At 69.8% G+C, this 21,374-nt stretch carries 25 protein-coding genes; 12 read left to right on the forward strand and 13 right to left on the reverse strand.

Features of this window, described 5'->3' with window-relative positions:
* Positions 1–38: 38 nt before the first annotated feature.
* Positions 39–1,244, reverse strand: coding sequence for a DUF7093 family protein (locus tag ACMGFI_RS03720; RefSeq protein ID WP_436907435.1), 1,206 nt, complete (start codon positions 1,242–1,244; stop codon positions 39–41).
* A 142-nt stretch (positions 1,245–1,386) separates the two neighbouring features.
* Here ACMGFI_RS03720 and ACMGFI_RS03725 point away from each other — a divergent pair, with 142 nt between their 5' ends.
* Positions 1,387–1,677 carry a DUF6432 family protein gene (locus ACMGFI_RS03725; protein ID WP_436907436.1) on the forward strand — a complete coding sequence of 97 codons (291 nt, stop codon included), beginning with the start codon at positions 1,387–1,389 and terminating at the stop codon, positions 1,675–1,677.
* A 178-nt stretch (positions 1,678–1,855) separates the two neighbouring features.
* On the opposite strand, the gene ACMGFI_RS03730 is transcribed toward ACMGFI_RS03725, so the two are convergent.
* From ACMGFI_RS03730 to ACMGFI_RS03740, 3 genes are all read right to left on the reverse strand, one after another.
* Positions 1,856–3,079 carry an MBL fold metallo-hydrolase gene (locus tag ACMGFI_RS03730; RefSeq protein WP_436907437.1) on the reverse strand — a complete coding sequence of 408 codons (1,224 nt, stop codon included), beginning with the start codon at positions 3,077–3,079 and terminating at the stop codon, positions 1,856–1,858.
* 155 nt (positions 3,080–3,234) lie between these two features.
* Complete coding sequence (locus ACMGFI_RS03735) at positions 3,235–3,633, reverse strand: hypothetical protein (RefSeq protein WP_436907438.1); 399 nt, start codon at positions 3,631–3,633, stop codon at positions 3,235–3,237.
* A gap of 97 nt (positions 3,634–3,730) precedes the next feature.
* Positions 3,731–4,027: a hypothetical protein gene (locus tag ACMGFI_RS03740; protein ID WP_436907439.1), complete on the reverse strand. Its 297-nt coding sequence runs from the start codon at positions 4,025–4,027 to the stop codon at positions 3,731–3,733.
* Between the two features lie 224 nt (positions 4,028–4,251).
* Here ACMGFI_RS03740 and ACMGFI_RS03745 point away from each other — a divergent pair, with 224 nt between their 5' ends.
* The 4 genes from ACMGFI_RS03745 (at position 4,252) to ACMGFI_RS03760 (ending at position 8,316) form a co-directional block, all read left to right on the forward strand.
* Positions 4,252–6,690: an ATP-dependent DNA helicase gene (locus ACMGFI_RS03745; RefSeq protein WP_436907440.1), complete on the forward strand. Its 2,439-nt coding sequence runs from the start codon at positions 4,252–4,254 to the stop codon at positions 6,688–6,690.
* A 46-nt stretch (positions 6,691–6,736) separates the two neighbouring features.
* Complete coding sequence (cgi121, locus tag ACMGFI_RS03750) at positions 6,737–7,264, forward strand: KEOPS complex subunit Cgi121 (RefSeq protein WP_436907441.1); 528 nt, start codon at positions 6,737–6,739, stop codon at positions 7,262–7,264.
* A gap of 59 nt (positions 7,265–7,323) precedes the next feature.
* Complete coding sequence (locus ACMGFI_RS03755; protein WP_436907443.1) at positions 7,324–7,800, forward strand: universal stress protein; 477 nt, start codon at positions 7,324–7,326, stop codon at positions 7,798–7,800.
* Between the two features lie 66 nt (positions 7,801–7,866).
* Complete coding sequence (locus tag ACMGFI_RS03760) at positions 7,867–8,316, forward strand: universal stress protein (RefSeq protein WP_436907446.1); 450 nt, start codon at positions 7,867–7,869, stop codon at positions 8,314–8,316.
* Position 8,317: 1 nt separating this feature from the next.
* Here ACMGFI_RS03760 and ACMGFI_RS03765 read toward each other — a convergent pair whose 3' ends face one another.
* Together ACMGFI_RS03765 and ACMGFI_RS03770 are read right to left on the reverse strand one after the other, a co-directional pair.
* Positions 8,318–8,827: a phosphopantetheine adenylyltransferase gene (locus tag ACMGFI_RS03765; RefSeq protein ID WP_436907449.1), complete on the reverse strand. Its 510-nt coding sequence runs from the start codon at positions 8,825–8,827 to the stop codon at positions 8,318–8,320.
* A 63-nt stretch (positions 8,828–8,890) separates the two neighbouring features.
* Entirely contained in the window at positions 8,891–9,349 is a 459-nt protein-coding gene (locus ACMGFI_RS03770; protein ID WP_436907451.1) for a universal stress protein, read from the reverse strand.
* Between the two features lie 120 nt (positions 9,350–9,469).
* Between ACMGFI_RS03770 and ACMGFI_RS03775 the strand changes: the two genes are divergently transcribed.
* Positions 9,470–10,855 (forward strand): oxidoreductase, encoded by a 1,386-nt coding sequence (locus ACMGFI_RS03775; RefSeq protein ID WP_436907453.1) that lies wholly within the window; start codon positions 9,470–9,472, stop codon positions 10,853–10,855.
* 64 nt (positions 10,856–10,919) lie between these two features.
* Here ACMGFI_RS03775 and ACMGFI_RS03780 read toward each other — a convergent pair whose 3' ends face one another.
* The gene (locus tag ACMGFI_RS03780; RefSeq protein ID WP_436908836.1) at positions 10,920–11,474 is read right to left on the reverse strand and encodes a MaoC family dehydratase; all 555 of its coding nucleotides are present in this window, start codon (positions 11,472–11,474) and stop codon (positions 10,920–10,922) included.
* 502 nt (positions 11,475–11,976) lie between these two features.
* Between ACMGFI_RS03780 and ACMGFI_RS03785 the strand changes: the two genes are divergently transcribed.
* The 4 genes from ACMGFI_RS03785 to phaC are packed head-to-tail and all read left to right on the forward strand — an operon-like array spanning position 11,977 to position 14,852.
* On the forward strand, positions 11,977–12,270 hold the full coding sequence (locus ACMGFI_RS03785) for an AbrB/MazE/SpoVT family DNA-binding domain-containing protein (RefSeq protein ID WP_436907455.1): 294 nt from the start codon (positions 11,977–11,979) through the stop codon (positions 12,268–12,270).
* Positions 12,271–12,275: 5 nt separating this feature from the next.
* Entirely contained in the window at positions 12,276–12,824 is a 549-nt protein-coding gene (locus tag ACMGFI_RS03790; RefSeq protein ID WP_436907457.1) for a hypothetical protein, read from the forward strand.
* 38 nt (positions 12,825–12,862) lie between these two features.
* The gene (locus ACMGFI_RS03795) at positions 12,863–13,408 is read left to right on the forward strand and encodes a poly(R)-hydroxyalkanoic acid synthase subunit PhaE (RefSeq protein ID WP_436907459.1); all 546 of its coding nucleotides are present in this window, start codon (positions 12,863–12,865) and stop codon (positions 13,406–13,408) included.
* A gap of 1 nt (position 13,409) precedes the next feature.
* A complete protein-coding gene (gene phaC / locus ACMGFI_RS03800; RefSeq protein WP_436907460.1) occupies positions 13,410–14,852 on the forward strand; it encodes a class III poly(R)-hydroxyalkanoic acid synthase subunit PhaC in 1,443 nt (480 codons plus the stop codon).
* 43 nt (positions 14,853–14,895) lie between these two features.
* On the opposite strand, the gene ACMGFI_RS03805 is transcribed toward phaC, so the two are convergent.
* A complete protein-coding gene (locus ACMGFI_RS03805; protein ID WP_436907462.1) occupies positions 14,896–15,288 on the reverse strand; it encodes a PIN domain-containing protein in 393 nt (130 codons plus the stop codon).
* The gene (locus ACMGFI_RS03810; RefSeq protein ID WP_436907464.1) at positions 15,285–15,497 is read right to left on the reverse strand and encodes a DUF7557 family protein; all 213 of its coding nucleotides are present in this window, start codon (positions 15,495–15,497) and stop codon (positions 15,285–15,287) included. The genes ACMGFI_RS03805 and ACMGFI_RS03810 overlap by 4 nt, the downstream gene beginning before the upstream one ends.
* A 128-nt stretch (positions 15,498–15,625) precedes the next feature.
* Here ACMGFI_RS03810 and ACMGFI_RS03815 point away from each other — a divergent pair, with 128 nt between their 5' ends.
* Complete coding sequence (locus ACMGFI_RS03815; RefSeq protein ID WP_436907465.1) at positions 15,626–16,075, forward strand: TIGR00725 family protein; 450 nt, start codon at positions 15,626–15,628, stop codon at positions 16,073–16,075.
* A 50-nt stretch (positions 16,076–16,125) separates the two neighbouring features.
* Here ACMGFI_RS03815 and ACMGFI_RS03820 read toward each other — a convergent pair whose 3' ends face one another.
* Both ACMGFI_RS03820 and ACMGFI_RS03825 read right to left on the reverse strand, forming a co-directional pair.
* Positions 16,126–17,472, reverse strand: a complete 1,347-nt coding sequence (locus ACMGFI_RS03820; protein WP_436907467.1) for a hypothetical protein — start codon at positions 17,470–17,472, stop codon at positions 16,126–16,128.
* Positions 17,469–18,278, reverse strand: coding sequence for a hypothetical protein (locus ACMGFI_RS03825; RefSeq protein ID WP_436907468.1), 810 nt, complete (start codon positions 18,276–18,278; stop codon positions 17,469–17,471). Before ACMGFI_RS03825 ends, ACMGFI_RS03820 begins: the two co-directional genes overlap by 4 nt.
* 147 nt (positions 18,279–18,425) lie before the next feature.
* Between ACMGFI_RS03825 and ACMGFI_RS03830 the strand changes: the two genes are divergently transcribed.
* On the forward strand, positions 18,426–19,940 hold the full coding sequence (locus ACMGFI_RS03830; RefSeq protein ID WP_436907470.1) for a glutamate-cysteine ligase family protein: 1,515 nt from the start codon (positions 18,426–18,428) through the stop codon (positions 19,938–19,940).
* A gap of 124 nt (positions 19,941–20,064) precedes the next feature.
* Here ACMGFI_RS03830 and ACMGFI_RS03835 read toward each other — a convergent pair whose 3' ends face one another.
* Entirely contained in the window at positions 20,065–20,970 is a 906-nt protein-coding gene (locus tag ACMGFI_RS03835; RefSeq protein WP_436907471.1) for a hypothetical protein, read from the reverse strand.
* 121 nt (positions 20,971–21,091) lie between these two features.
* Entirely contained in the window at positions 21,092–21,367 is a 276-nt protein-coding gene (locus ACMGFI_RS03840) for a hypothetical protein (RefSeq protein WP_436907473.1), read from the reverse strand.
* Between the last annotated feature and the right edge of the window lie 7 nt (positions 21,368–21,374).

A 21,374-nucleotide genomic window follows, 5' to 3' on the forward strand; every position in this document is an offset into this window, starting at 1 on the left:
GGAGCGCGGATCGAGGGGTGCGACCGCGCGGCCGGTCGTCACTCCTCGTCGACGGTGTCGGCGTGTTCGAGCAGCGTCCCGCGGTGGCACTCGGGACAGAAGTCGCCGGCGCGCAGCGAGGTGGCGTCGGCCTCCGTCGAGAAGTCGCAGTTCGAACACTTGAACGTCCCCTCGGGGACGGTGATCGACGGCGTCTCCTCGCCGTCGAGCGACGGGCCGGCGGCGCCGGGGTCGGTCGGCTGGTCGCGTTTCGTCTCCTCGGGCCAGTCGCCCATCGACTCGCCGGCAGCCGACGGCGTCTCCTCCTCCGGCCAGGCGCCGACGGCGTCGCCGCTCGCCCCGCCGGTCCCGCTCTCCGCGGCGTCCGCCGCCCCCGTCGCAGCCGCGTCGACGGCGGGGTCGGCCTCCGCGTCGACCGCGGCCGGTTCCCCGGACCCGGAGCGCCCGCCGCTCCCGGCGGTGTCGGCGCTCCCCTTGGTATCGGCGCTGTCGCCGTCGTCGTCCCCGAGGATCTCGACCTCCGCCGTCTCGCCGGCCCGCTCGGCCGGGTCCGAGGGCTCCTCGGGCCACTCCCCGGGGTCGCGGTCGTCACCGTCCGCCTCCGCGTCGCGGTCGTGGTCCGCCTCGTCGCTCACGCTTCCCTCGCGGTCTGTACTCCCTTCGTCGTCGTTCCCGCCATCGTCGCCCACCTCGCCGTCGGACCCGCCCGGTTCGTCGTCCTCGTCGGGCCACTCGCCGGGGTCGCGGTCGTCCCCGGCGTCGTCGATGATGACCGCGTCGTCCTCGTCGGCGCCGCCCTCGGCCGCGGGGGTCGCGTCGCCCTCGGCGTCGGGGATCGCCGTCTCGGCGCCGCGGGCCTCCGCCTGGGCCGAGGACTCGCCGCCGCCGTCGTCGTCGAGGATGACCGCGTCGGTGGCGTCGCTCCCGCCGACCGCGTCGTCGGTCGCGGCCGACTCCCCCGCGTCGGCCGTCGCGCTCGGCTCCGCCGGCTCGCTCGCCCCGGTCGCGTCGCCCCCCTCGTCGGGCTCCTCGCCCGGCGTGGCCTCGAACTCGTCGGCGCCGCCCTCGGGCGTCTCGAGGGTCGTCACTTCCTTGTTCTCGGAGACCACTCGGGTCTCGCCGCAGCGGGAACAGGTCTCCATCTCGGTGATGGTGATGACGACTTCCGTCCCCTCCTCTTCGCGCTCCCGCTCGACGGTCGTCTCGCCGAAGCTGTGTCCCAGGAGCGAACACTTGATACTCATTACCACGTGTTCGACCCGTGCGGACCATAAGCGTGCTGTTTGTCCGAACGCCGAGCAGTCGCGCGGTCCGACGGGTTCGAGCGCCGCCGCGGGGCCCCGACCGGGGGATACACGTAAGACCCGGCCAGCCGAAGGGGACGGTATGAGGGCGAAACCGGAGTACCGCGACCGCGACGAGGCCGAGGTCGCGGTCCTGGACGCGCTGGCCGACCGGCGCGAGGAGGGGATGACCGTCTTCGAACTCCGGTCCCGCGTGGACGCCGACATCGACACCCTGGAGGACGCGCTGGCCGACCTGAAGGAGGACGGCCTCATCGAGGCCCACCAGGAGGAGCGCCGCACCGTCATCGTCCCGGAGGAGGGCGTCGTCGGCCCCGTCGACCCCGACGACGACTCCGTCCTCGGTCAGATCCGCGAACGCCTCCCGTTCTGACCGTCGGTGGTCCCGCGGTCGTCCCGTGGTCGTCCCGCTCCGAGCGCCCGGTGGTTCCCCCCAGTGACACCGTCCTCGCTCCCGTCGAGCGCCGGCGTCCGCTCCCGGGGCGTCTGCTCCTGGCAGCGTCTGCTCTCAGTGGCGCCCGCTCTCGGTGGCGCCCACTCCCGGCGTCCCCTCAGTCGTCGGCCGGCGCCGCCGCGCAGTTGTTCGGCCCGAGTTCGAGTTCGAACGCCGACGCGTCGTCGGCCGACTCGCGGCCGAGGTTGACGGCGACGATCTCCGCGTGGTTGGCCGGCCGCGGCGGCGTCCGCTCGGTCACCCGCTCGACGAACTCGGCCTCGCTCAACTCGAAGACGGGCAGGTCCCGACAGTCGCCCAGCCGCGCCGTGAACGCACCGTCCTCGCCGGGCGCGGCGCCCTCGCCGTGGTGGCCCGGTGCGACCAGCGTCCCGTCGGGGAAGCGAGCGAACCGCTCGGTGAGCGTCCGGTAGAGCTCGCGGGCGAACGCGGGCGCCTCCCCGGATCCGTCCTCCAGGTCCGGCCGGGCGACCCCTGCGAGGCGGCTCCGCCGCCTCGATCCGTCGCGGTCGGCTCTGCCGACCGCGCCGTCGACGAACAGGCTGTCGCCGGTCAGTAACGCGTCGCCGACGGCGAAGGCGGTCATCCCGGTGGTGTGGCCCGGCGCGTGGACGGCTTCGACCGTCAGGTCGCCGACCGCGATCGCGTCGCCGTCGGCGACCGTCTCCACGTCGTAGGTCACGCCCCGGTCGACCGCCGGCGCCGGCATCACCGGCGTCGCGCCGGTCCGCTCGGCCAGCGCGCGCAGGCCGCTGACGTGGTCGGCGTGGACGTGCGTGTCCGCGACGGTCGTGACTTCCGCCCCCCGCTCGGCCGCGTCGGCGACGTACCGGTCTGCGAACGCCCGCAACGGGTCGACGACCGCCGCTTCCTCGCCCGAGACGAGCATATATCCGAGACAACCGCTGGACGGGCGGCGGTACTGGGCCAGCGTCGCCCCGGCCGTGCCGGGGAGCGCGCCCTCGACCTCGGTCGCGACCAGCAGCCGCGCCCACGCCTCCATCCCGCCGGTGAGGTTGCGCGCGTCGACGCCGGCGGCGGCCAGTTCCCGCGCGACCTCCGCGCTCGCCTCGCCGCGCGCGCAGACGACGGTGATTGGCCCTTCCCCGTCGACATCGGCGGCGAACCCCTCCAGGTCGCCCGTCACGGTCGCCTGGACGAAGCGGTTGTACGGCTTCCCCGTGACTGTCACGTCCGGTCCGGCGAGGCGCCACTCCTCGATCTCGTCGCGGTCGCGCAGGTCGAGCACGCGCACGGGGTCGCCGGCGTCGATCCGCCGCTGGAGCGACTCGGGCGAGACCCCCGGCGTCTCGTCGGTCATGTCGCCGGATAGGAGTCCCGTCGGGTTAAGCCCGCGGCCGACCGCGAGAGTGTACCATTCGTTTGCAAACCCACTTTTTGCGGCGGAGAGCTCCTCGCGGCCCTGCGGGCCGCTGCGGGGATCCTCCGTCTGCGTACCGTTCAGCCTAAAATCAGTTACCGGAACGCTCGCGTTTCACCGATCACCCTCTCATCATCGTTGTGACGCCAGAGTACCTTCACAACGTCAGGAAACGCTATCGGAACTTGAAGCGATTTCCCGGCGATACCATCGTCCTGATCAGATTCGTCATCATATTCGTGCCACCCAACCGTCTCAATCTGATCTTCTCGGTAATCAACAGCTACATTTGTGATATACACTTCGTTTGCAGGGAGATTATCCCCACCAATATGCTCAATTGATAGTATATCTGGATTATCATCATAGCCGTCATGCTCGAATGAAAAACAAGCGATTTCTGCATTACAGGCATCACGATTTGAGCATCCAGCACATCCCAAACCCGCAAGACAGATTCCAAGACGGAGAACTGATCGTCGCTGAACCCCCATGCATGGTAATCAACCATCAGATTTATTTAAATATTGTTGCTGAACAATCATCATTGACCTCTCTTGCAGCACCGGTTGCTACGTAGTTCTCCTCAACTTACAGACGCTGATTGAGATCCATGGTGGTGTAGATTCGCACCTCCTCGGGTGTAATGACGACTCGGTAGCCCCAAATCCGTGTACTTAGATACAGCGGGTGGTCAGAGGTCCAGTGAATGGACTCGAACACGTCAGTGTTGACCCAATCATCAAGCCGTGTCGATTTCTCAAATACATCAATGTTGGCCGCGTGGAAGGCGTTTACTATGGCCACACTCATCTCCTCTCCACTACTGAGCGAGTAGCACACCAGGAGATCGAGTTGTTTCTCGTTCAATAGCGGCAAGGAGTGCATTAGGAATTGGTATTAACTCAACAATAAAGACACCCTCGTTTTTCATTCAGTTTTTCAATTCTAATAATATCAATAGATAGCAGACAATGAGGGGCCGCTGTTGGTGAATATCTGTTGAATAGAGACTCTGTACTGAGCATCCGGCGCGGGAGACCGCGGGGAACCCGGGTGGCAGAAGGATGGTCCCGACAGTTTAAATCACGGAGCGCACTACCACGCTCGTAATGGACGTCGCGGACATCCCGGGCGTGCCCGAGTGGTTGCCCGACCACCTGCGCGGGGACGGCATCGAGTCGCTGTACCCCCCGCAGGCCGAGGCCGTGGAGGCCGGCGTCACCGAGGGCGAGAACCTCGTCGCCAGCGTCCCCACGGCCAGCGGGAAGACGCTCGTGGCGACGCTCGCCATGCTCGCCTCGGTCGAGCGCGGGGGGAAGGCGCTGTACATCGTCCCCCTGCGCGCGCTCGCCAGCGAGAAGCGCGAGGAGTTCGAACAGTTCGAGCAGTACGGACTCGACGTGGGCGTCTCGACCGGCAATTACGAATCGGAGGGCGGCTGGCTGGCGACGAAAGACATCGTCGTCGCCACCAGCGAGAAGGTCGACTCTCTCGTCAGGAACGACGCGCCGTGGCTCGACGAGTTGACCTGCGTGGTCTCCGACGAGGTCCACCTCGTCGACGACGGCGAGCGCGGCCCCACGCTGGAGGTGACGCTGGCGAAGCTGCGCCAGCTCAACCCCGACCTGCAGACGGTGGCGCTCTCCGCCACGATCGGCAACGCCGAGGCGCTCGCCGAGTGGCTCGACGCCGCGCTCGTCGACTCCGAGTGGCGGCCAATCGACCTGAAGAAGGGGGTCCACTACGGGCAGGCGCTACACCTGGAGGACGGGTCCCAGAGCGAACTCCCCGTCCGCAACTCCGAGAAACCGACCGCGGCCATCGTCCGCGACACGCTGGAGGACGAGGGGTCGACGCTGGTGTTCGTCAACTCCCGGCGCAACGCCGAGGCCGCGGCCGGGCGGCTCGCGTCGACCGTCGAACCGCACCTCACGGCCGAGGAGCGCGACCGGCTGGCCGACATCGCGGCGGAGATCCGGGAGGTGAGCGACACGGACACCAGCGACGACCTGGCCGACGCCGTCGAGAGCGGCGCCGCGTTCCACCACGCCGGCCTCGCCAGCGGGCACCGCTCGCTCGTCGAGGACGCCTTCCGCGACCGGCTCGTCAAGGTCGTCTCGGCGACGCCGACGCTCGCGGCCGGGGTCAACACCCCCTCGCGGCGCGTCGTCGTCCGGGACTGGCGCCGCTACGACGGCACCGCCGGCGGGATGCAGCCGCTGTCGGTGCTGGAGGTCCACCAGATGATGGGCCGGGCGGGCCGACCCGGCCTGGACCCCTACGGCGAGGCGCTTCTGATCGCCAACAGCCACGACGAGCTCGACGAGCTGTTCGAGCGCTACGTCTGGGCCGACCCCGAGCCCGTCGAGTCGAAGCTCGCCGCCGAACCCGCGCTGCGGACCCACATCCTCGCCACCGTCGCATCCGGGTTCGCAAACTCCCGGGAGGGGCTGCTGGAGTTCCTCGAGGGGACGCTGTACGCCTCCCAGACGACCGAGCGCGGCCGCCTGGAGCGCGTGATGGACGACATGATCGAGTACCTGGAGCGCAACGAGTTCATGGAGCGCGACGGCGGGGACCTGACCGCGACCTCGCTGGGCCACACCGTCTCGCGGCTCTACCTCGACCCGATGAGCGCCGCGGAGATCATCGACGGCCTGCGCGCCTGGAAGCGCGGCGACGGGCGAGCGCGCTCCGAGGACGGACCGAACGCGGCCGAGCGCCCGGCCGCCGGCGACGCCGAGGCCGACGCGCTCGCCGACGGCGAGGAGCCGCCGGGATTCACGACCGCGAGCGACCTCGCTGACGAGGGCGACGAGGAGGGGGCCGAGCGGCCGGACCCGACCGCGATGGGGCTGTACCACCTCGTCGCGCGCACGCCGGACATGTACGAGCTGTACCTGCGCTCGGGCGACGAGGAGGAGTACCAGATGCTGGCCTTCGAGCGCGAGGAGGAGTTCCTGGGGTCGATGCCCAGCGAGTTCGACCCCGCCTTCGAGGACTGGCTCTCGGCGCTGAAGACCGCGCGGATGCTCGAAGACTGGGCCAGCGAGGTCGACGAGGAGGAGATCACCGACCGCTACGACGTCGGCCCCGGCGACGTGCGCGGCAAGGTCGAGACCGCCCAGTGGCTGCTCGGCGCGGCTGAGTCGCTCGCGGGGGAGCTGGGCCTCGGGCTCGCGCCGGCGATCCGCGAGGCGCGCGTCCGGGCCGAGCACGGCGTCCGCGAGGAGCTGACCGACCTGGCCGGCGTCCGCGGCGTCGGGCGCAAGCGCGCCCGCCGGCTCTACCAGGCGGGTATCGAGGACCGCGCCGACCTCCGGGAGGCCGACAAGTCGGTCGTGCTGGGCGCCCTGCGCGGCCGCGAGCGCACCGCCGAGACGGTCCTGGAGAACGCCGGCCACCGCGACCCGTCGATGGACGACGTCGACCCCGACTCGGACGCCCGCCCCGACGAGGACGGCGGCGCGAGCGGCGACGGCGGGGCGGCGGACGCGGGGGTCGAACCGGCCGACGAGGAGGACCAGTCGAGCCTGGGTGACTTCTGATGGGCGGAGAGAGTGGCCCGGGTACTCCGCGGTGGGGTGAGATTCGATGGAACTGATCGAGGGGGTCGCGGCCGTCGACGACCTGGACGCGTTCGCCGCTCGGCTGGGCGAGATCGGCGACGAGCACGGCGTGACGGTCCAGGCGTTCGACGCGCGCTACGTCGTCGACCGCGCGCACCTCGCCCGGGCGGTCGAGCTGGCCGACCGGGCGCTGGCCCGCGGCGAGAACGTCGCCCGCGACCGCGCGGTGGAGATCCTGCTGTACGCCGCCGGCACGCGACAGATCGACCGCGCGCTCGAACTCGGCGTCGACGAGGGCGAGTGCCCGGCGGTCGTCCTCGTCGAGACCGACGGGGAGTCGGAAGACCCCGTAGCGGCCGAAGGGCGAGCGGCAGCGGCCGTCCGCGACCTGGACGGGCCGGGCCGGATCGAGCCCGGGGCGACGCTCGGCGAGTACGACCCTGACCGCGTCCGCGAGTACTTCGAGGTGAGCGACGCGGAGCTGGCGGCGGTCGAGGGGACGCTGGCAGACGCCGTCCGCGAGCGGGTCGCACTGCTCGACGTGGAGAAGTGAGTTCCCGGCGGGCGGGAACGGCCGCCAGCAGTTTACCTCCGGGAGCCGAACCGTCGCGCATGTACGAGGACATCCTCGTTCCGACGGACGGGAGCGCGGGCGCGAGCGCGGCGCTCGACGAGGCCATCGAACTGGCAACCCAGTTCGACGCGACGGTCCACTCGCTGTACGTCGTCGACGTGGCGTCGGTCGGCACCGAGGTCGGCACCGTCGACCTGGTCGAGTCGTTCGAGCAGATGGGCGAGGACGCGACGGAGGCGGCCGCGACGCGGGCGCGCGACGCCGGCGTCGAGGCGACGGGCTCGGTCGCTGCCGGGAGCCCCCACCGCGAGATCCTCGACTACGCCGACGACCACGGGATCGACCTGGTCGTCATGGGCACCCACGGCCGCACCGGGCTGGAGCGGTACCTCCTCGGGAGCGTCACCGAGAAGGTCGTCCGCACCGCCGACGTGCCGGTGTTGACCGTCCGGGCGGACGAGGGCGAGGGCGAGGAGGAGTCGGACGCCGAGGACACGGAGGAGGCCGGCGAGTAGCGACGGTCGGGCGCGAGCGGACCGCCCGGACAAAGGCTCAGGGCCGTCGGCCGCGTAGGACCGGGTATGCGCTTCGCAGTGGCGATAGACGGCTCGGCGGAGAGCGACCGGGCGCTCGACCACGCCGTCGAGATGGCGACCGCCGCCGGCGCCGAGCTGACGGCCGTCCACTCGGTCGACCCCGACGTGTACGACGCCGGCGGGGCCGAGCCGCCGGCCTCCGCCAGCGAGTACGACGACCGGCTGATCGTCGAGAGCGTCGACGACGCCGAGCGGCGCGGCGAGCGCCTGCTGGACGACGCCGTCGAGCGCGCGGCCGACGCCGGGCTGGAGGTCGACGCCGAGTTGCTGTACGGCGACCCGGTCGAGACGATCCCGGACTTCGCGACGGCCGAGGGCTACGACGGCGTCTTCGTCGGTCACCGCGGGCTCTCGGAGGCCCAGGAGCGCGTGCTCGGCAGCGTCGCGAAGGGGGTCGTCGAGCGGTCGTCGCTGCCGGTGACCGTCGTCCGCTGACTCACTCGGTGGCAGACCGTTCGGACCCGGCGCCGTCGCTCGCCTCCTTAGAGGGGGAAACCTCCCCGTGTTCGTCGATCTCGCCGGCGACGAGCCGGGTCGAGGAGATGCGCTCGCCGTCGGCAGCGCGGACGAACGGGACGACGAACCCCTCGATCGGGTCGAGGTCTCGACGAGCGCGCTCGGCGTTGATGTCGGCGATCTCGTGAGCGGTCTCGGGCGAGACGACCAGCGCGTCGAGCGTCGGGTCGGTCGACGCGATGCCGTGTTCGTCGTGCAGTTCCCGGATCTCCACGTCCCGTCCCCACTCGTCGAGCGCTTCGAGTTCCTGCCGGACCCGTTCGCGCCGGTCGGTGAAGTCGGGGACCGGGCGCTCGCGCTTGCCGCGGGCGAACGCGTCGCCCGTCAGCGCGACGAGGACGCCCTCGTCGCCGCGTTCGAGCGCCTTTCGGAACAGCGCGCGGTGCCCGTCGTGGATCGGTCCGAACGTGCCGGCGACTGCGACGCGCATACCCGTCCCTCGGGCGCGGGCGAGAAGTGTCTCACGCCTGCGCGGGAAACGGCGCGCGGGTGCTCACCGCCCGACGACGGCGCCGGGCGCGACGACGGTGTCGGCGATCCGTTCGAGTTCCCGGCGGACGCGACCCGGGCGGCGACGGCCGGCGAGGACCACCGCGTCGGCGTCGATCTCGGCCGCGTAGGCGGGCAGTTCCTCGTTGGGTCGCCCGTGACAGCAGCGAGTGAGGACCGTGACGCCGCGCTCGCGGCCGCGGCGGTCGACGACCGCCAGCAGGTCGTGTCCCGCGTCCTCAACGCCGTCGACGACCAGCTCCGCGCTGGACAGCGCCGGCTCGCCGTAGCGACCCGTGTCGACGACGTACAGCGCGTGGACGGTCCCGCCGCCTCGCTCGGCCAGGTCGAGCGCGTGGTCTATCGCCCGGTCGACTTTCCCCGCTCGGTCCCCCTCGGTCTCTCCTCCCCTCCCGTCCGCGGTCGCGCTCCCGTCCAGCGAGAGCAGGATGCGCTCGGTCATCGTCCGGAGGGAGTCGTATGGGCGGTAAATAGGTGCGAGACGGTTCGCGCGGCCGAGCGAACGGTAGTCACTGCCACACGCCGGGGGTAGGCTTTACTTGTCCGCTCGGCTAGCCGCGGTATGCCGACGCTCGACGACCCCGTCTCGGTCGGCGGGGTCTCGGTTCCGAACCGCCTCTACCGCGCGCCGCTGCTGGAATGCGCCGGCAACGGCCCCGACGCGGTCGACACCCTCCTCGACGAACTCGAACCCACGGCCGCGTCGGGCGTGGGGCTGATCTTCCAGGGCGCTAGCATCGTCACCGCCGAGAGCGGCTGCGCCGCCCCGAACATGACCCGCTTCCACGACCCCGCGTTCGTCGAGCGCTGCTCGCGACTCACCGACGCCGTCCACGACCACGGCGGCCGGATCTTCGTCCAGCTCGGCCACGGCGGCCTGCGGAGCCTGGCGGTCTGGCACACCGAACACCGGGCCCAGAACCCCGACCACGAGGAGCTGGCCGTCTCGCGTCCGCCCGCGCAGTTGCGCGCGCTCGACGCGCTCGGCCTCGTCGACTTCCAGCCCCGCGTCCTGACGACGGGGGAAGTGTACGATCTCGCCGAGCAGTTCGGGAAGGCGGCGGGCTACGCGGCCGACGCGGGCTACGACGGGGTCCACCTCTCCGGGGCGAACATGGGGATCGTCCAGCAGTTCTGCTCGCCGTTCTACAACCGCCGGGACGACGAGTTCGGGACGGGAGCCGACGAACCGCCGGGCAGCGGCGGGGTGCGGTTCCTCGAAGCGGTCCACGACGCCGTCCGCGAGCACGCCGGCGACCTGGCGCTGGTGACGAAGGTGCCGGCCGAAACCGCCGCACCGCGGTTCGTCCGCCGGCACCTCTCGCGGGCGGACGCCGTCCGGATCTGCGAGCGGGTGGCGGCGATCGGCTACGACGCCGTGGTTCCCGTCGAGGTCTCGACGTTCTGGGACATGAGCGTCGTCCGGGGCGCCTACCCCGAGCGGGCGTGGGAGCACGCGGACCTGCAGTCGGGCTACGCCGGGGCGTTCGGGGGCCCGCTGAAAGCGAGGGCCGTGGCCGCGCTCAACCGGCTACAGAGCCGACGGTTCCCCGAGGAACCCGGGTGGAACGCCGCGCTCTGCCGGCGGGTGCGCCGGCGGGTCGACGTGCCCGTCCTCTGCGAGGGCGGGATCCGCGAGCGGCAGACCTGCGAGGACCTGCTGGGCGGCGGGGCCGACGGCGAACCCGCCTGCGATCTGGTGGGGATGGGTCGACCGTTCTACGCCGAGCCGCGACTGGGCGCGCGGCTGCTGGGGAGGGACGCGGAACCGGGCGAGCGCGGCGACGCGCGTGCGCTCTGTGAGAGCTGTAACAACTGCACCGTGCCGCAGGTGACGGGCGCGCCCGGGGTCTGTCGGACGCCCTCGGTGGTCCGGGAGCGCGCTCGACTCGAAAGCGAGGGGGTCTACGATCTGGAGGAAACGGGCGCCTCCGAGCGCGAGGAGTGAACGGGGGGCCCGGTGGCGGAGAAACGGAGACGGTCGGCGGAAACGGAGACGGAGCGGTCGCGGCTTACTCCTCGTCGGGCAGTTCGTCGACGAGGACGACGGCCTCGCCGTCGATGATGGTCTCGCCGTCGTCGACGACGCGGGTGGTCAGGCGGTACTGGTCGTCGCCCAGGTCCTCGACGATCTCGCAGACCGCGGTCAGGCGGTCGCCGAGGCGGACGGGGTTGTGGAACTCGAGGTCCTGGGAGAGGTAGATCGTGAGCCCGGGCAGGCGCGCGAGCCCGGCGGAGATGAGGCCGCCGACGAGCGTCCCGTGGGCGATGCGGCCCCGGAAGCGCGTCTTGCTCGCGAACTCGTCGTCGAGGTGCAGCGGGTTGGTGTCGCCGCTGGCGGCGGCGAACGACTGCACGTCCCGGTCGGAGATGGTCTTGGTGAACTCGACGCGGTCGCCGACGCCCAGCCGACCGCGGTCGTGTTCCGTCAGCTCGACGTGCCACTCGGGCAGGTCCTCGTCGGCCTCGATGCGGTCGACGGCCTCGACGCCCTCCTCGTCGTCCGACGGCGTGACGCCGAAGGCCGCGAACGCCGCCCGATTGGCCGCAACGACGCTGTTGAACATGTGCGAGGACGTCTCCGCCCACGTGTCAAGCAGCGCGTTCCGGTGCGGTTGGGAACTCATCGATACCCGCGTTTAGGTTTGATGCTATTAAAACGTAGTGGTACGAGAACGTCGAAACCCGCCCATACGCGCCCTCTCGACCCTCTACGCGGGATACGCGCCGCTTACTCTCGGCAGTTTTCGCGGGGAGGGAAACCGCCGACCCTCCACCGGATCGGACCGGCCGCAGCCGGACGGTAGCACCGGGTTACCGCCACCGCTGGGTGATCGCGTCGCCGTCGCCGGCTCGCCCCGACGCACCGCCGTCCGAACCCGTCACCGGCACGCGGTGGGGTCGGTTCCGAACGGCCCCGGACCGCTTCGGACCGTCCCGGACGACTCCGCTGTCCGCACCGTCCCGGACCGTCTCGAGATGCTTCGATCCATGCAGTGGTATCGAATGGTATCTGATGGTATTGAGCGCAACCCTTATGTAACTGAGGGGTGTAGGTGTACTCGACCGATGACCGACGAGAGCGACGGTCCGACGTGGCCGCCGATGTTCAGCGGGATGCAGGAGATGAGCGAGCAGGCGATGGAGAGCCAGCAGGAGTTCATGGAGCAGATGCTACAGGCCGGTGCCGGCGGGCTGGACATGAACCAGCTCGGCGCGATGAGTCAGACGGCGACGTTCAAGACGCGCGTCCAGTCGGGCGGCCGGATATCTATCCCCGACGCCGAGCGCGAGGCGCTGGACATCGAAGAGGGCGACATCGTCCAGACCGTCGTCATCCCGGTCAAGCGGAACAGAGAGTGATACACATGGCATACACGACCCCCATCACCACGGCGTTCGAGATGCAGCGCGCGACGATCGAGCAGAGCCAGAAGGCCTTCGAGCAGACGCTGGAGCTCCAGCAGACGATGAACGAGGCCGTCGTCGACAGCTTCGACAGCCAGGAGTCGGCCCAGCGGCGCGGCGTCGAGCTGACCCAGACGCTCGTCCACAGCTACCTCGACGTGATCGAGTCCTCGGTGCCCGGCGCCGCCGGCACCGTCGACGAGGTCCGCGCGGCCGTCGACGAGCAGTACGACTTCCTGCTGGAGAACCACGCGGAGGTCTTCGAGACCGTCGCCGGCGAGTACGAACAGGGCGCCGACGCCTACGACGAGCTGACCGAGGACTACGTCGAGGCCGTCGACGAGCAGGTCGCGATGCTGGTCGAGGCCCACGAGGAGCTGGAGGCCCAGTCGGTCGACGTGGCCGAGGAGTGGGGCGACCAGCTCGAGGAGCTGCAGGGCCAGGTCGAGGACCTGCAGGACCAGGTCAGCGACGTGCAGGAGCGGGCCGCGGCCGCCGTCGACGCGTAGGAACACGGTTTTTCTTTCAGTACACACGAGACATACCCATGAGCAACACAAACGAGATACAGGAGCAGTGGACGGAGATGGTCGAGGAGATGAACGACGCGGTCGCCGACTCCCTCGAACAGAACATGAAGGCCCAGGCCGCCTTCGTCGAGTCGTGGGCCGAGGCCGTCGAGGACTCGGTGCCCGAGGACGAGGCGATGGCCGAGGGCATCCAGGGGTACAACCGCGCCTACGAGGTGTGGATGGACGCCGCCGAGCAGATGTTCGAGCGGACCACCGACGCCGCCCAGGGCGAGGACGTGGCCCCCTCGGAGTACCGCGACATCTGGCTGCAGTCGGCCAACGAGGCGTTCAAGGAGGTCATGTCCACGAGCGCGTTCGCCGCCGCCAACGGCCAGCTCGTCGAGCGCATGATGGAGATGCGCCGCGAGGCCGACGACGTGAGCCAGGAGACCATCGCCCAGCTGGGTTTCCCCACGCGCGACGACGTGGACGAGGTCGGCGAGCGACTGGTCGAGCTGGAGCGGCGCCAGCACGAGGTCGAACAGAAGCTCGACCGCATCCTCGAGCACCTGGAGGAGTAACATGGCCAGCGAACGCGGAGACCCATTCAACCCCATCTCGCTCGCACTGGACGCCCAGCGCACCGCCCTGGAGACGATGACTGACGCGACCGAGCAGAACGCCGAACTCCCCGAGGCGCTCGCGACCGTCGAGAGCGTCGACGTGGGGGGGACCCCCAGCGAGGTCGTCTACGAGGAGAACAAGCTGGAACTGTTGCACTACCAGCCCGAAGAGGCCGGCATCGAGCCCGAGGAGACCCACGACGTGCCGATCCTCATCGTCTACGCGCTGATCAACAAGCCGTACATCCTCGACCTGCAGGAGGAGCGGTCGGTGGTGCGTCGCCTGCTGGAGGCGGGCCACGACGTCTACCTCATCGACTGGAACGAGCCCTCGCGGCTGGACCAGCACCTCACGCTGGACGACTACGTCAACCGCTACATCGAGAACTGCGTCGACGAAGTCCGCGAGCGCTCCGGCCAGGACAAGATCAACGTCCTCGGCTACTGCATGGGCGGCACGATGTCGGCCATGTACGCCGCCTTGCACCCCGAGAAGGTCAACGCGCTGGGCCTGATGGCCGCGGGCCTCTGTTTCCAGGGGACCGGCGGCGTCCTCGAACAGTGGGGGTCCGACGAGTACTACGACCCCGAGGAGGTCACCGACACGTTCGGCAACGTCCCGGCGGAGTTCCTCGACGTGGGCTTCGCGCTGATGGACCCCGTCGACAACTACGTCTCGAAGTACGTCCGGTTCTACGAGAACCTCGACAACGAGGACTTCGTCGAGAACTTCGGCCGCATGGAGCGGTGGCTCTCCGAGGGCATCGACGTGGCCGGCGAGGCCTACGACCAGTTCCTCACCGACCTCTACCAGGAGAACAAGCTCTACAACAACGAGATGGAACTGGGCGGCGAGCACGTCGACATCGAGAACATCGACATGCCCGTCCTGCAGATCATGGGCGAGTACGACCACCTCATCCCGGCCGACGCCTCGAAGCCGTTCAACGAGGTCGTCGGCAGCGACGACGTGACTACCATCGAGTACTCGACGGGCCACATCGGCCTCTCGGTGTCCTCGTCGTCCCACAAGGAGGTCTGGCCCGAGGTCTGCGAGTGGTACGCCGACCGCTCGGAAACCGCCGAGGAAGAAGCCGAAGGGGCCGCCGACGCGGCCGACCCCGACGACGTGACCGCGGCCGAGGAGGCCGTGGAGGAAGACGCCGCCGAGGACGGCCCGGCCGCCGAGGAGGAGGCCGTCGCCGAGACGACCGCGGAGGGCGAGCCCGACAGTCCCGACATCGAGGGCGTCGACGGCATCGGTCCGACCTACGCCGACCGCCTGCGCGACGCCGGCATCGAGACGGTCGCGGACCTGACGGCCAGCGACGTCGAGGAAGTCGCCGAGGTCACCGGCGCGCCCGTCTCGCGCGTCGAGGACTGGTTCGAGCAGGTCGAGTAACTCGCTCTCCGTTTCGTTTTTTCCCGCGATTCGGTGGACTCGCTCAGACGAAGTCGACGTCGAGTAGCTCGTCGATCCCCTCGACGTCGAAGTCGGAGTCGGCGACCGCGAGCGGTTCGCCGAGGTGTTTCGCCGTTCCGGCGACGAACGCGTCGCGAGCGGCGAGCAGGTCGCCGCAGTCGTGAAGTTCGTCCTGCAGTTCCGCGGCCGCGCGAGCGATTCCGGACGGGTCCTCGACGACCGAGAGCCAACCGAGCGCGTCGTCGACCGCGTCGAAATCGGGAGTGCCCGATTTGAATAACTCTCCCTGATACACCTCGAACAGCACCAGTTGCGGTGCGATCGCACGCTTATCCTGTCGGCGCTCGACGTAGTCGACCGCCTCGTCCTCGCCGGCGAGGTAGTCGATGAGGACGCTGCTGTCGTAGACGGTCATCGGTCGCCGACAGCGCGTTTCATCTCCTCTCTCGCCTCGCGCGCTCTCTCGGCAGCGTCGGTGCCCTCCCAGAGGCCGGCGCCCTCCCGAACGCGCTCCCGTCGATCCTCGATGAGGCGCGAGAGCACGTCGTCGAACGTCTCGTCGTCCCCTTTTAGCGCCGCGAGCGCCGCGTGGGTCTCCTCGTCGACGCGGATGCTCTTGCTCATGCCCTACTGTATACAGACGCGTATACAAGTTCGTTGCGACGGACTGTCCCTGATATTCACTGCACGTCCGAAAGGCGCGCCGCCGCGAACGGGAGCGACTTAGGTAACTCCGCGCGCCACTCTCCGGTATGCGAGTCAGCGTCATCGGCGGCGGACGGGTCACCGACGAGGAGGCGGCCACGGCGGAAGAACTCGGCCGGGAACTCGCCGAGCGGGGCCACGAAGTTGTCTGCGGCGGCCTCGGCGGCGTGATGGCGGCGGCCTGTCGCGGCGCGAGCGAGGCCGGCGGCCACACCATCGGGATCCTCCCGACGGAGCGGCGCGCGGACGCCAACGACTACGTCGACACGGCCGTCGCGACCGGAATGGGCAACGCCCGCAACGTCCTCGTCGTCATGAACGGCGACGCCGTGATCGCGGTCGACGGCGGCACGGGCACGCTCTCGGAACTCGGTCACGCGCTGGATGTCGACAGGCCGGTCGCCGGTATCGGGACTCACAGAATCGACGGCGTCGAGGGTATCGACCACGTCGAGACGGCCGAAGCGGCAGTCGAGTCGGTCGAGCGGCGCGCCTGAGAAAGCGAACCGACCGCCCCGGAAACCGCACGTGGGCGGCGACGGCGCGGCTACGCGGCGTCGAGCGCGGCCAGCGCCTCGTCGACGGCGGCGGGGACGGCGCCGGCGATCACCTCGATCTCGAGGTAGAGAGCGATCTCGTCGGCGACCCACTCGAGTTCGATCGGGTCGTCGCCGGCCGACCGGTCGATGTCGCGGGCCGCGTAGTCGAACCAGCCCGCGAGCGATGCGAGTTCCGTCCGCGCCAGCCGCTCGTCGGCGCTGTCGGCCAGTGCGTCCTCGACGGCCGTCACGGCCGCATCGCGCAACTCGCTCACGTCGTCGACGCTCTCGACCGTCCGGTGCTCGTCGGCCGCGATCCGGTCCCGGAGCGTCTCGAAGGCGCCGATCCCCGCGAGCGTCTCGACCTGCCGGAGGAGTTGCCCGGGCAGGTCGGTCTCCGGGACGAACTGCCCCTCGTAGGGGAGGTCGGAGTGCAACTGCCGGAGCGCCGAGCCCGCGACCGTCCCCTCCAGGTCGCCGCCGCCGTCGACGAGGTCCGGTAGGTCCGCGTCCTCGGCGGGCTTGTCGGCCATCCGCGAGTCGACGGTGTCGGCCAGCGAGTCGCGGGCGCCGGCGAAGGTCGACTCCAGCGACCGCGGGTCCGACAGCGAGGCGGCGAACTGTTCGTCGACGTGGCGGGCATTACCCAGCGCCGCCCGGGCCTGTTCGACCTCGCTCGCCCGCTCGCCGAGGACGAGCGGCGTGACGGGCGCCCGGTCGTCGCTCGCTCCGTCGCTGGCGTGGCGCTCGGCCTCGCGGACCCACTCCCCGACGATCGCGTGGACGATCGCCGCCCGGACCGGGTCCTCGGGGTCGCCGACGAGCTCCTGACCGTCGCGGAACTCCCCGATGTCCTCGCGGACCGACGCCCGGGCCGAGCGCACGTCCGCCGCGGTCAGGTCGTCCTCGACGGCGGCCCACGCGGCCTCGACCGCGCGGGCGGGGCCGCGGGCGTGGGCGAGCAGTTCGAGCCGCTCGCGCGTGTCCGTCTCGCGGACCGCCTCGGCGAGGTGCTCGCGGGCGTGCTCGGCGTGCTCGGCGATCTCCTCGCGCATCGCGCCGTTGGGGAGCTCGTCGGCGGACAGCGGGAGCGGCGCCGCGTCGAGCATCGCGTGGGCGCGCTCCCGGGAGTCGGCGACGTGGGGGTCGGCCACCGCGACCGGCAGCGGGTGGTCGACCGTCGGTCCCCCGCGGTCGGCCACCCGTCCGAGCGCCGCCCCGTCGAGCTCCACCGGGTCCGGCTTCAGGGGGTTGGGCAGGGCGCCACAGCCAGCCAGCAGCGTCGCGCCGCCGAGCGCGAGCGCGCCGCGGCGAGTGACACGCGGGCCGTTCGGCGCCGAGTCGTCGTCCGTCATCGGGACCCCCCGCCGGTGTCCGTCAGGTCGGTAGTGTCGGCCGAGGCGTCTCCGGCGGTCCCGGAGGGGGCCTCTGTCCCGGACGCGGCGTCGGTCCTCCCTGCCGTCGCGGTCGCCGAACGGGGCCTCGGCGTCCCCAGGGGGGCCTCCGGCCGGAAACACCGGCCGCTGGCGACGCCGGTCGCGCCCATCTCGAACTCGGCCGGGTCGAGCGAGACCGGGAGGCGGGCGATGGTGACGTGGGCGTCGCGCGCGTCGGCCTCGCAGGCCGCGTCGGCGTCGCGGAGGAAGCGGCCGTAGCGGGTCTCGACCTCGCCGTCCTCCCAGAAGACGGAGCACAGCACCAGGCGGTAGCACTCCCCCACCGAGCGTCCCTCGACCAGCAGCGTCTCGCTGTCGAAGTCGGTCCCGGCGACGAACCGTCGGGCGGTCTCGGGGGCGACCGACGCCTCCGTCTCGGTCGCGCGGTCGGTCACCCGGAGCGTCTCGGCGGTCGGGGCGTCGCCGATCAGTCCTTCGAACGCCCGGTCGGACGGGTCGACCGTGCCGCCGGCGGTCGCCCGGTCGCGGGGGTCGGGAACGAACCACGCGAGCGGGTCGTCGTAGCCGGCATCGTCCGCGCGGAGCGTCACGGATTCGATGTCGTCGGCGCCCTCGTCGCCCCCGCTGGCGGGCGGCGTCGGCGAACCGACGGCGGTACCGGCGTCGCCGCGGCCGGCGTCGGTCTCGCCGTCGGGACAGCCGGCCAGGCCGGCGGCCAGTCCGACCGCTACCTGGAGGGCGCGGCGGCGAGTGAGTCGGGGCATCGGTCCCAGGATCGGCACTCGGCGGTAAATATCTCGTGGCTCGGCGCGCTCGGGTGTCCCACGGTCCGCACCGCCCCCGAGTGTCCACGCTCCACGTTGCGCCCGAGTGCCGCACGTTCAAGTACCGGGGCGGCCGAACGAGGTGGTATGTCCGGCTCCGAACTCGCGGCTCGCGTGCGATCGGCCAAGGACGTCGATCCGGAGGACTTCGACCGCCGGGCCGCCGAGGAGGCCGACCGGCTCAAGACGGAGGTGCGCGACGGCACCTTCGACAACACGGAGGCCATCGTCGGCCTCGAACTCGAACTGTACGCCGTCGACGCCCGCTCGGGGTCGCTCCGGCGGGTCCCCCGCGGCCTGCTCGATCTGATCGGCTTCGAGAAGGAACTCGGGCTACACAACGCCGAGATGCAGACCAGCCCCCAGCCGCTCAACGAGCACGGCCTCGCCGCCCAGGAGCACGAGCTCAAGGCCAACCTCGCGCCCGCGCTCGAGCGGACCGCCCGCGAGGACATCCGACTGGTCAGCGACGGGATGTGGACCGTCCCGCCGACGGGGGAGACCTCGACGGAGTACCTCTGTGACTCGGTCGAACAGGACGGCGTCCGCATCGCGACCAACATGTCCGACGCCGCCCGCTACCACACGATGGCCAACACCGACTACCCGACCGGGATGCGGGTCGAGGCGCCCCACGTCTCCCTGCGCGCCGACACCGTCATGCCCGAGAGCCTCATCACCTCCATCCAGCCCCACTACCAGATCCCCCACGCCCCGGACCTGCCGGAGTACTTCCGCTACGCGCTGCGGGTGGCGGGGCCGCTGCTCGCGCTCGGCGTCAACGCCCCCTTCTTCCCGCCGGACCTGTACGACGACGCCGACGACGAGGAGATCGTCGCCGACGCCTGGATGGAGAACCGCATCACCGTCTTCGAGGACGTGCTCAACCCCGCGGGCGACGAGGCGCCGGACAAGGTGCGGTTCCCGCCGGACTTCGACAGCGTCGAGGAGGCTATCGACGACATCGTCGCCGACGAGACGATCGTCCCGATGGAGGTCGAGGCCGGCCAGCGCTTCGACGACGCCTTCGCCCACTTCCGACACAAGCACGGCAGCTACTGGCGGTGGATCCGCCCGGTCTTCGACGGCGCGACCGAGGCCCAGGCCAACGCCCGCATCGAGTTCCGCCCGCTGCCCGGCCAGCCGACCGTCCGCGACGCCGTCAGCTTCCAGGCCGTCTTCGCAGGCCTGCTCGCCGCGCTCGTCAGCATCGAACACCCCGTCCGCGCGATGGAGTGGGAGACCGCGCGCGAGAACTTCTACGCCGCCAGCCGGGAGGGCCTGGAGGCCGACCTCACCTGGATCACCACCGACGGCGAGGAGACGACCGACCTCGACCACATCTACGGCGAACTGTTCGAGGCCGCCCGGCAGGGCCTGGAGCGGCAGGGCCTCCCGACCGACGCCGCCCGCCGCTACGTCCGGCCGCTGCGCGAGCGGGCCGACCGCCGGGTCACCCCCGCCCGCTGGAAACACGACCACGTCGCCGCCGCCGTCGACGGGAACGCTCCCCTCGCCGAGGCCATCTGGGGGATGCAGTCGGCCTACGTCGACCACCAGGAGGAGACCCTGCTGGAGGGCACGTTCATCGACTGGCTCTGAGACGACGGCCCGCCCTCACCGTCTTCCGAGTGCGCTGTACGACGGGTCTCGCACCCGTCTGCCGCTCCCGGTCTTCGCTCAGTATAGCGAACAGACGTGACACATAGTGCAAGAGAACTCCCTATCACGAGGTCTCAGCCGCATCGAGATGGTCTTTCGCCTCACCCAGTAGCGAGTGAAGATCGTCTGGTGCTGTCTCTAACTCACGGAGGATTTGTCCATATTGCTCGGATCCCGCCTCCGAATAGGAGAAGCGATGATACAGGTCCGTCACCGCGTCAAAGACTAGCTCTGTCGTATCGTGGTGCTGTAGGAGGTGAATCACGGGCGTCGTGTCGTCGTCTCGTAGATCTCGTTCTACGTCACGGATATCTTTGAACAGGAGGCGACGCGCACGGTACGTGCGGAGATCGCGGCGAAGTCGCTGCTTGGTTTCAGTATTCAGCTCAGTTACAACAGCGGCAATGTCTGTGAACGCATCGATATCCCGGGATCGATATGCATAGATCTGTGTGGCCGCTTCGTGGCGCTGAGCTTCGTCTGTTGCAGCTGCCATGGACGCGAATAGACGCTGCTCAACCAGGGGAATTTGGAACAGAGCGGTGAAGTAATCACGTAGCAAGTCGCGGATCTCGTCACGTGCGTCTGACGGGCAGTGCTCAGCGAGGAGAACTGCTGAAAACGCCGCGTTGACCGTCAGGCCGATCCTGAGTTGTGGGGAAAGATCCCGTGTATCTATGACATCATCGAGAACGTTGACATTGGCATCAAGCCCCGCGAGCAATTTTTTCAACGACTCTTCAATCGGCCTGTCGAGTTCATGAGCATATGCCGTACAGACTGGGGCCGTCCGAAGCGATTTCCGTCCCGTTTCCCAGTCATCGACGGTACTATGCAGGTGTGTATGAATCTCCGCGGTCGTCTCAATCGGGAGTTCCTCTCGAAGACGCTCTTCTCGAACAGACACGTCCTTGGCGAGATCTGCGTAGATCTGACCGATCTCCTCCGAATTTATCGACTGTCCATCCACACTGACACACGATCTTAGCTGATCCCGTATAGAACTGGCCTTTCAGGAGATATTGATGGACCCACTCGCTCAACTCGCACGTCCGACAGTTCGGAATCTGGGTATCGCCGGAGTCGTCGCTTCACTGTCGGGCGGAGTCCCGGGAGGCGACCGTCGACCGCAGCGAGTAGCCGACGAGCGTGATCCCCGCGGCGGCGAACACCCCGACCACAAGTCCGTCGAACCCCGCCGGCCACTTCCCGCTGGACCCGTACAGACAGACCGCCGCCAGCGCCGCGACGAGCAACAGCACCCCGACGTTGCGGGCCGACCAGAACCGTTCGTCGGGTCGGTCGTCCGAACGTTCGTCGGGTCGGTCGTCCGAACGTTCGTCGGGTCGGTCGTCCGAGCGCGACATATCGATC

Origin of the sequence: Halosimplex marinum (assembly GCF_051414075.1) — an archaeon.
Lineage (GTDB): Archaea > Halobacteriota > Halobacteria > Halobacteriales > Haloarculaceae > Halosimplex > Halosimplex marinum.

Coding starts and splice junctions, on each gene's coding strand:
- ACMGFI_RS03780 (WP_436908836.1), bottom strand. CDS start 11,474: ATGTTCAACAGCGTCGTTGCGGCCAATCGGGCGGCGTTCGCGGCCTTC.
- ACMGFI_RS03735 (WP_436907438.1), bottom strand. CDS start 3,633: ATGGGGGTTCAGCGACGATCAGTTCTCCGTCTTGGAATCTGTCTTGCG.
- ACMGFI_RS03840 (WP_436907473.1), bottom strand. CDS start 21,367: ATGTCGCGCTCGGACGACCGACCCGACGAACGTTCGGACGACCGACCC.
- ACMGFI_RS03755 (WP_436907443.1), top strand. CDS start 7,324: ATGTACGAGGACATCCTCGTTCCGACGGACGGGAGCGCGGGCGCGAGC.
- ACMGFI_RS03805 (WP_436907462.1), bottom strand. CDS start 15,288: ATGACCGTCTACGACAGCAGCGTCCTCATCGACTACCTCGCCGGCGAG.
- ACMGFI_RS03720 (WP_436907435.1), bottom strand. CDS start 1,244: ATGAGTATCAAGTGTTCGCTCCTGGGACACAGCTTCGGCGAGACGACC.
- phaC (WP_436907460.1), top strand. CDS start 13,410: ATGGCCAGCGAACGCGGAGACCCATTCAACCCCATCTCGCTCGCACTG.
- ACMGFI_RS03815 (WP_436907465.1), top strand. CDS start 15,626: ATGCGAGTCAGCGTCATCGGCGGCGGACGGGTCACCGACGAGGAGGCG.
- ACMGFI_RS03825 (WP_436907468.1), bottom strand. CDS start 18,278: ATGCCCCGACTCACTCGCCGCCGCGCCCTCCAGGTAGCGGTCGGACTG.
- ACMGFI_RS03765 (WP_436907449.1), bottom strand. CDS start 8,827: ATGCGCGTCGCAGTCGCCGGCACGTTCGGACCGATCCACGACGGGCAC.
- ACMGFI_RS03775 (WP_436907453.1), top strand. CDS start 9,470: ATGCCGACGCTCGACGACCCCGTCTCGGTCGGCGGGGTCTCGGTTCCG.
- ACMGFI_RS03740 (WP_436907439.1), bottom strand. CDS start 4,027: ATGCACTCCTTGCCGCTATTGAACGAGAAACAACTCGATCTCCTGGTG.
- cgi121 (WP_436907441.1), top strand. CDS start 6,737: ATGGAACTGATCGAGGGGGTCGCGGCCGTCGACGACCTGGACGCGTTC.
- ACMGFI_RS03725 (WP_436907436.1), top strand. CDS start 1,387: ATGAGGGCGAAACCGGAGTACCGCGACCGCGACGAGGCCGAGGTCGCG.
- ACMGFI_RS03830 (WP_436907470.1), top strand. CDS start 18,426: ATGTCCGGCTCCGAACTCGCGGCTCGCGTGCGATCGGCCAAGGACGTC.
- ACMGFI_RS03730 (WP_436907437.1), bottom strand. CDS start 3,079: ATGACCGACGAGACGCCGGGGGTCTCGCCCGAGTCGCTCCAGCGGCGG.
- ACMGFI_RS03745 (WP_436907440.1), top strand. CDS start 4,252: ATGGACGTCGCGGACATCCCGGGCGTGCCCGAGTGGTTGCCCGACCAC.
- ACMGFI_RS03795 (WP_436907459.1), top strand. CDS start 12,863: ATGAGCAACACAAACGAGATACAGGAGCAGTGGACGGAGATGGTCGAG.
- ACMGFI_RS03790 (WP_436907457.1), top strand. CDS start 12,276: ATGGCATACACGACCCCCATCACCACGGCGTTCGAGATGCAGCGCGCG.
- ACMGFI_RS03760 (WP_436907446.1), top strand. CDS start 7,867: ATGCGCTTCGCAGTGGCGATAGACGGCTCGGCGGAGAGCGACCGGGCG.
- ACMGFI_RS03785 (WP_436907455.1), top strand. CDS start 11,977: ATGACCGACGAGAGCGACGGTCCGACGTGGCCGCCGATGTTCAGCGGG.
- ACMGFI_RS03770 (WP_436907451.1), bottom strand. CDS start 9,349: ATGACCGAGCGCATCCTGCTCTCGCTGGACGGGAGCGCGACCGCGGAC.
- ACMGFI_RS03810 (WP_436907464.1), bottom strand. CDS start 15,497: ATGAGCAAGAGCATCCGCGTCGACGAGGAGACCCACGCGGCGCTCGCG.
- ACMGFI_RS03820 (WP_436907467.1), bottom strand. CDS start 17,472: ATGACGGACGACGACTCGGCGCCGAACGGCCCGCGTGTCACTCGCCGC.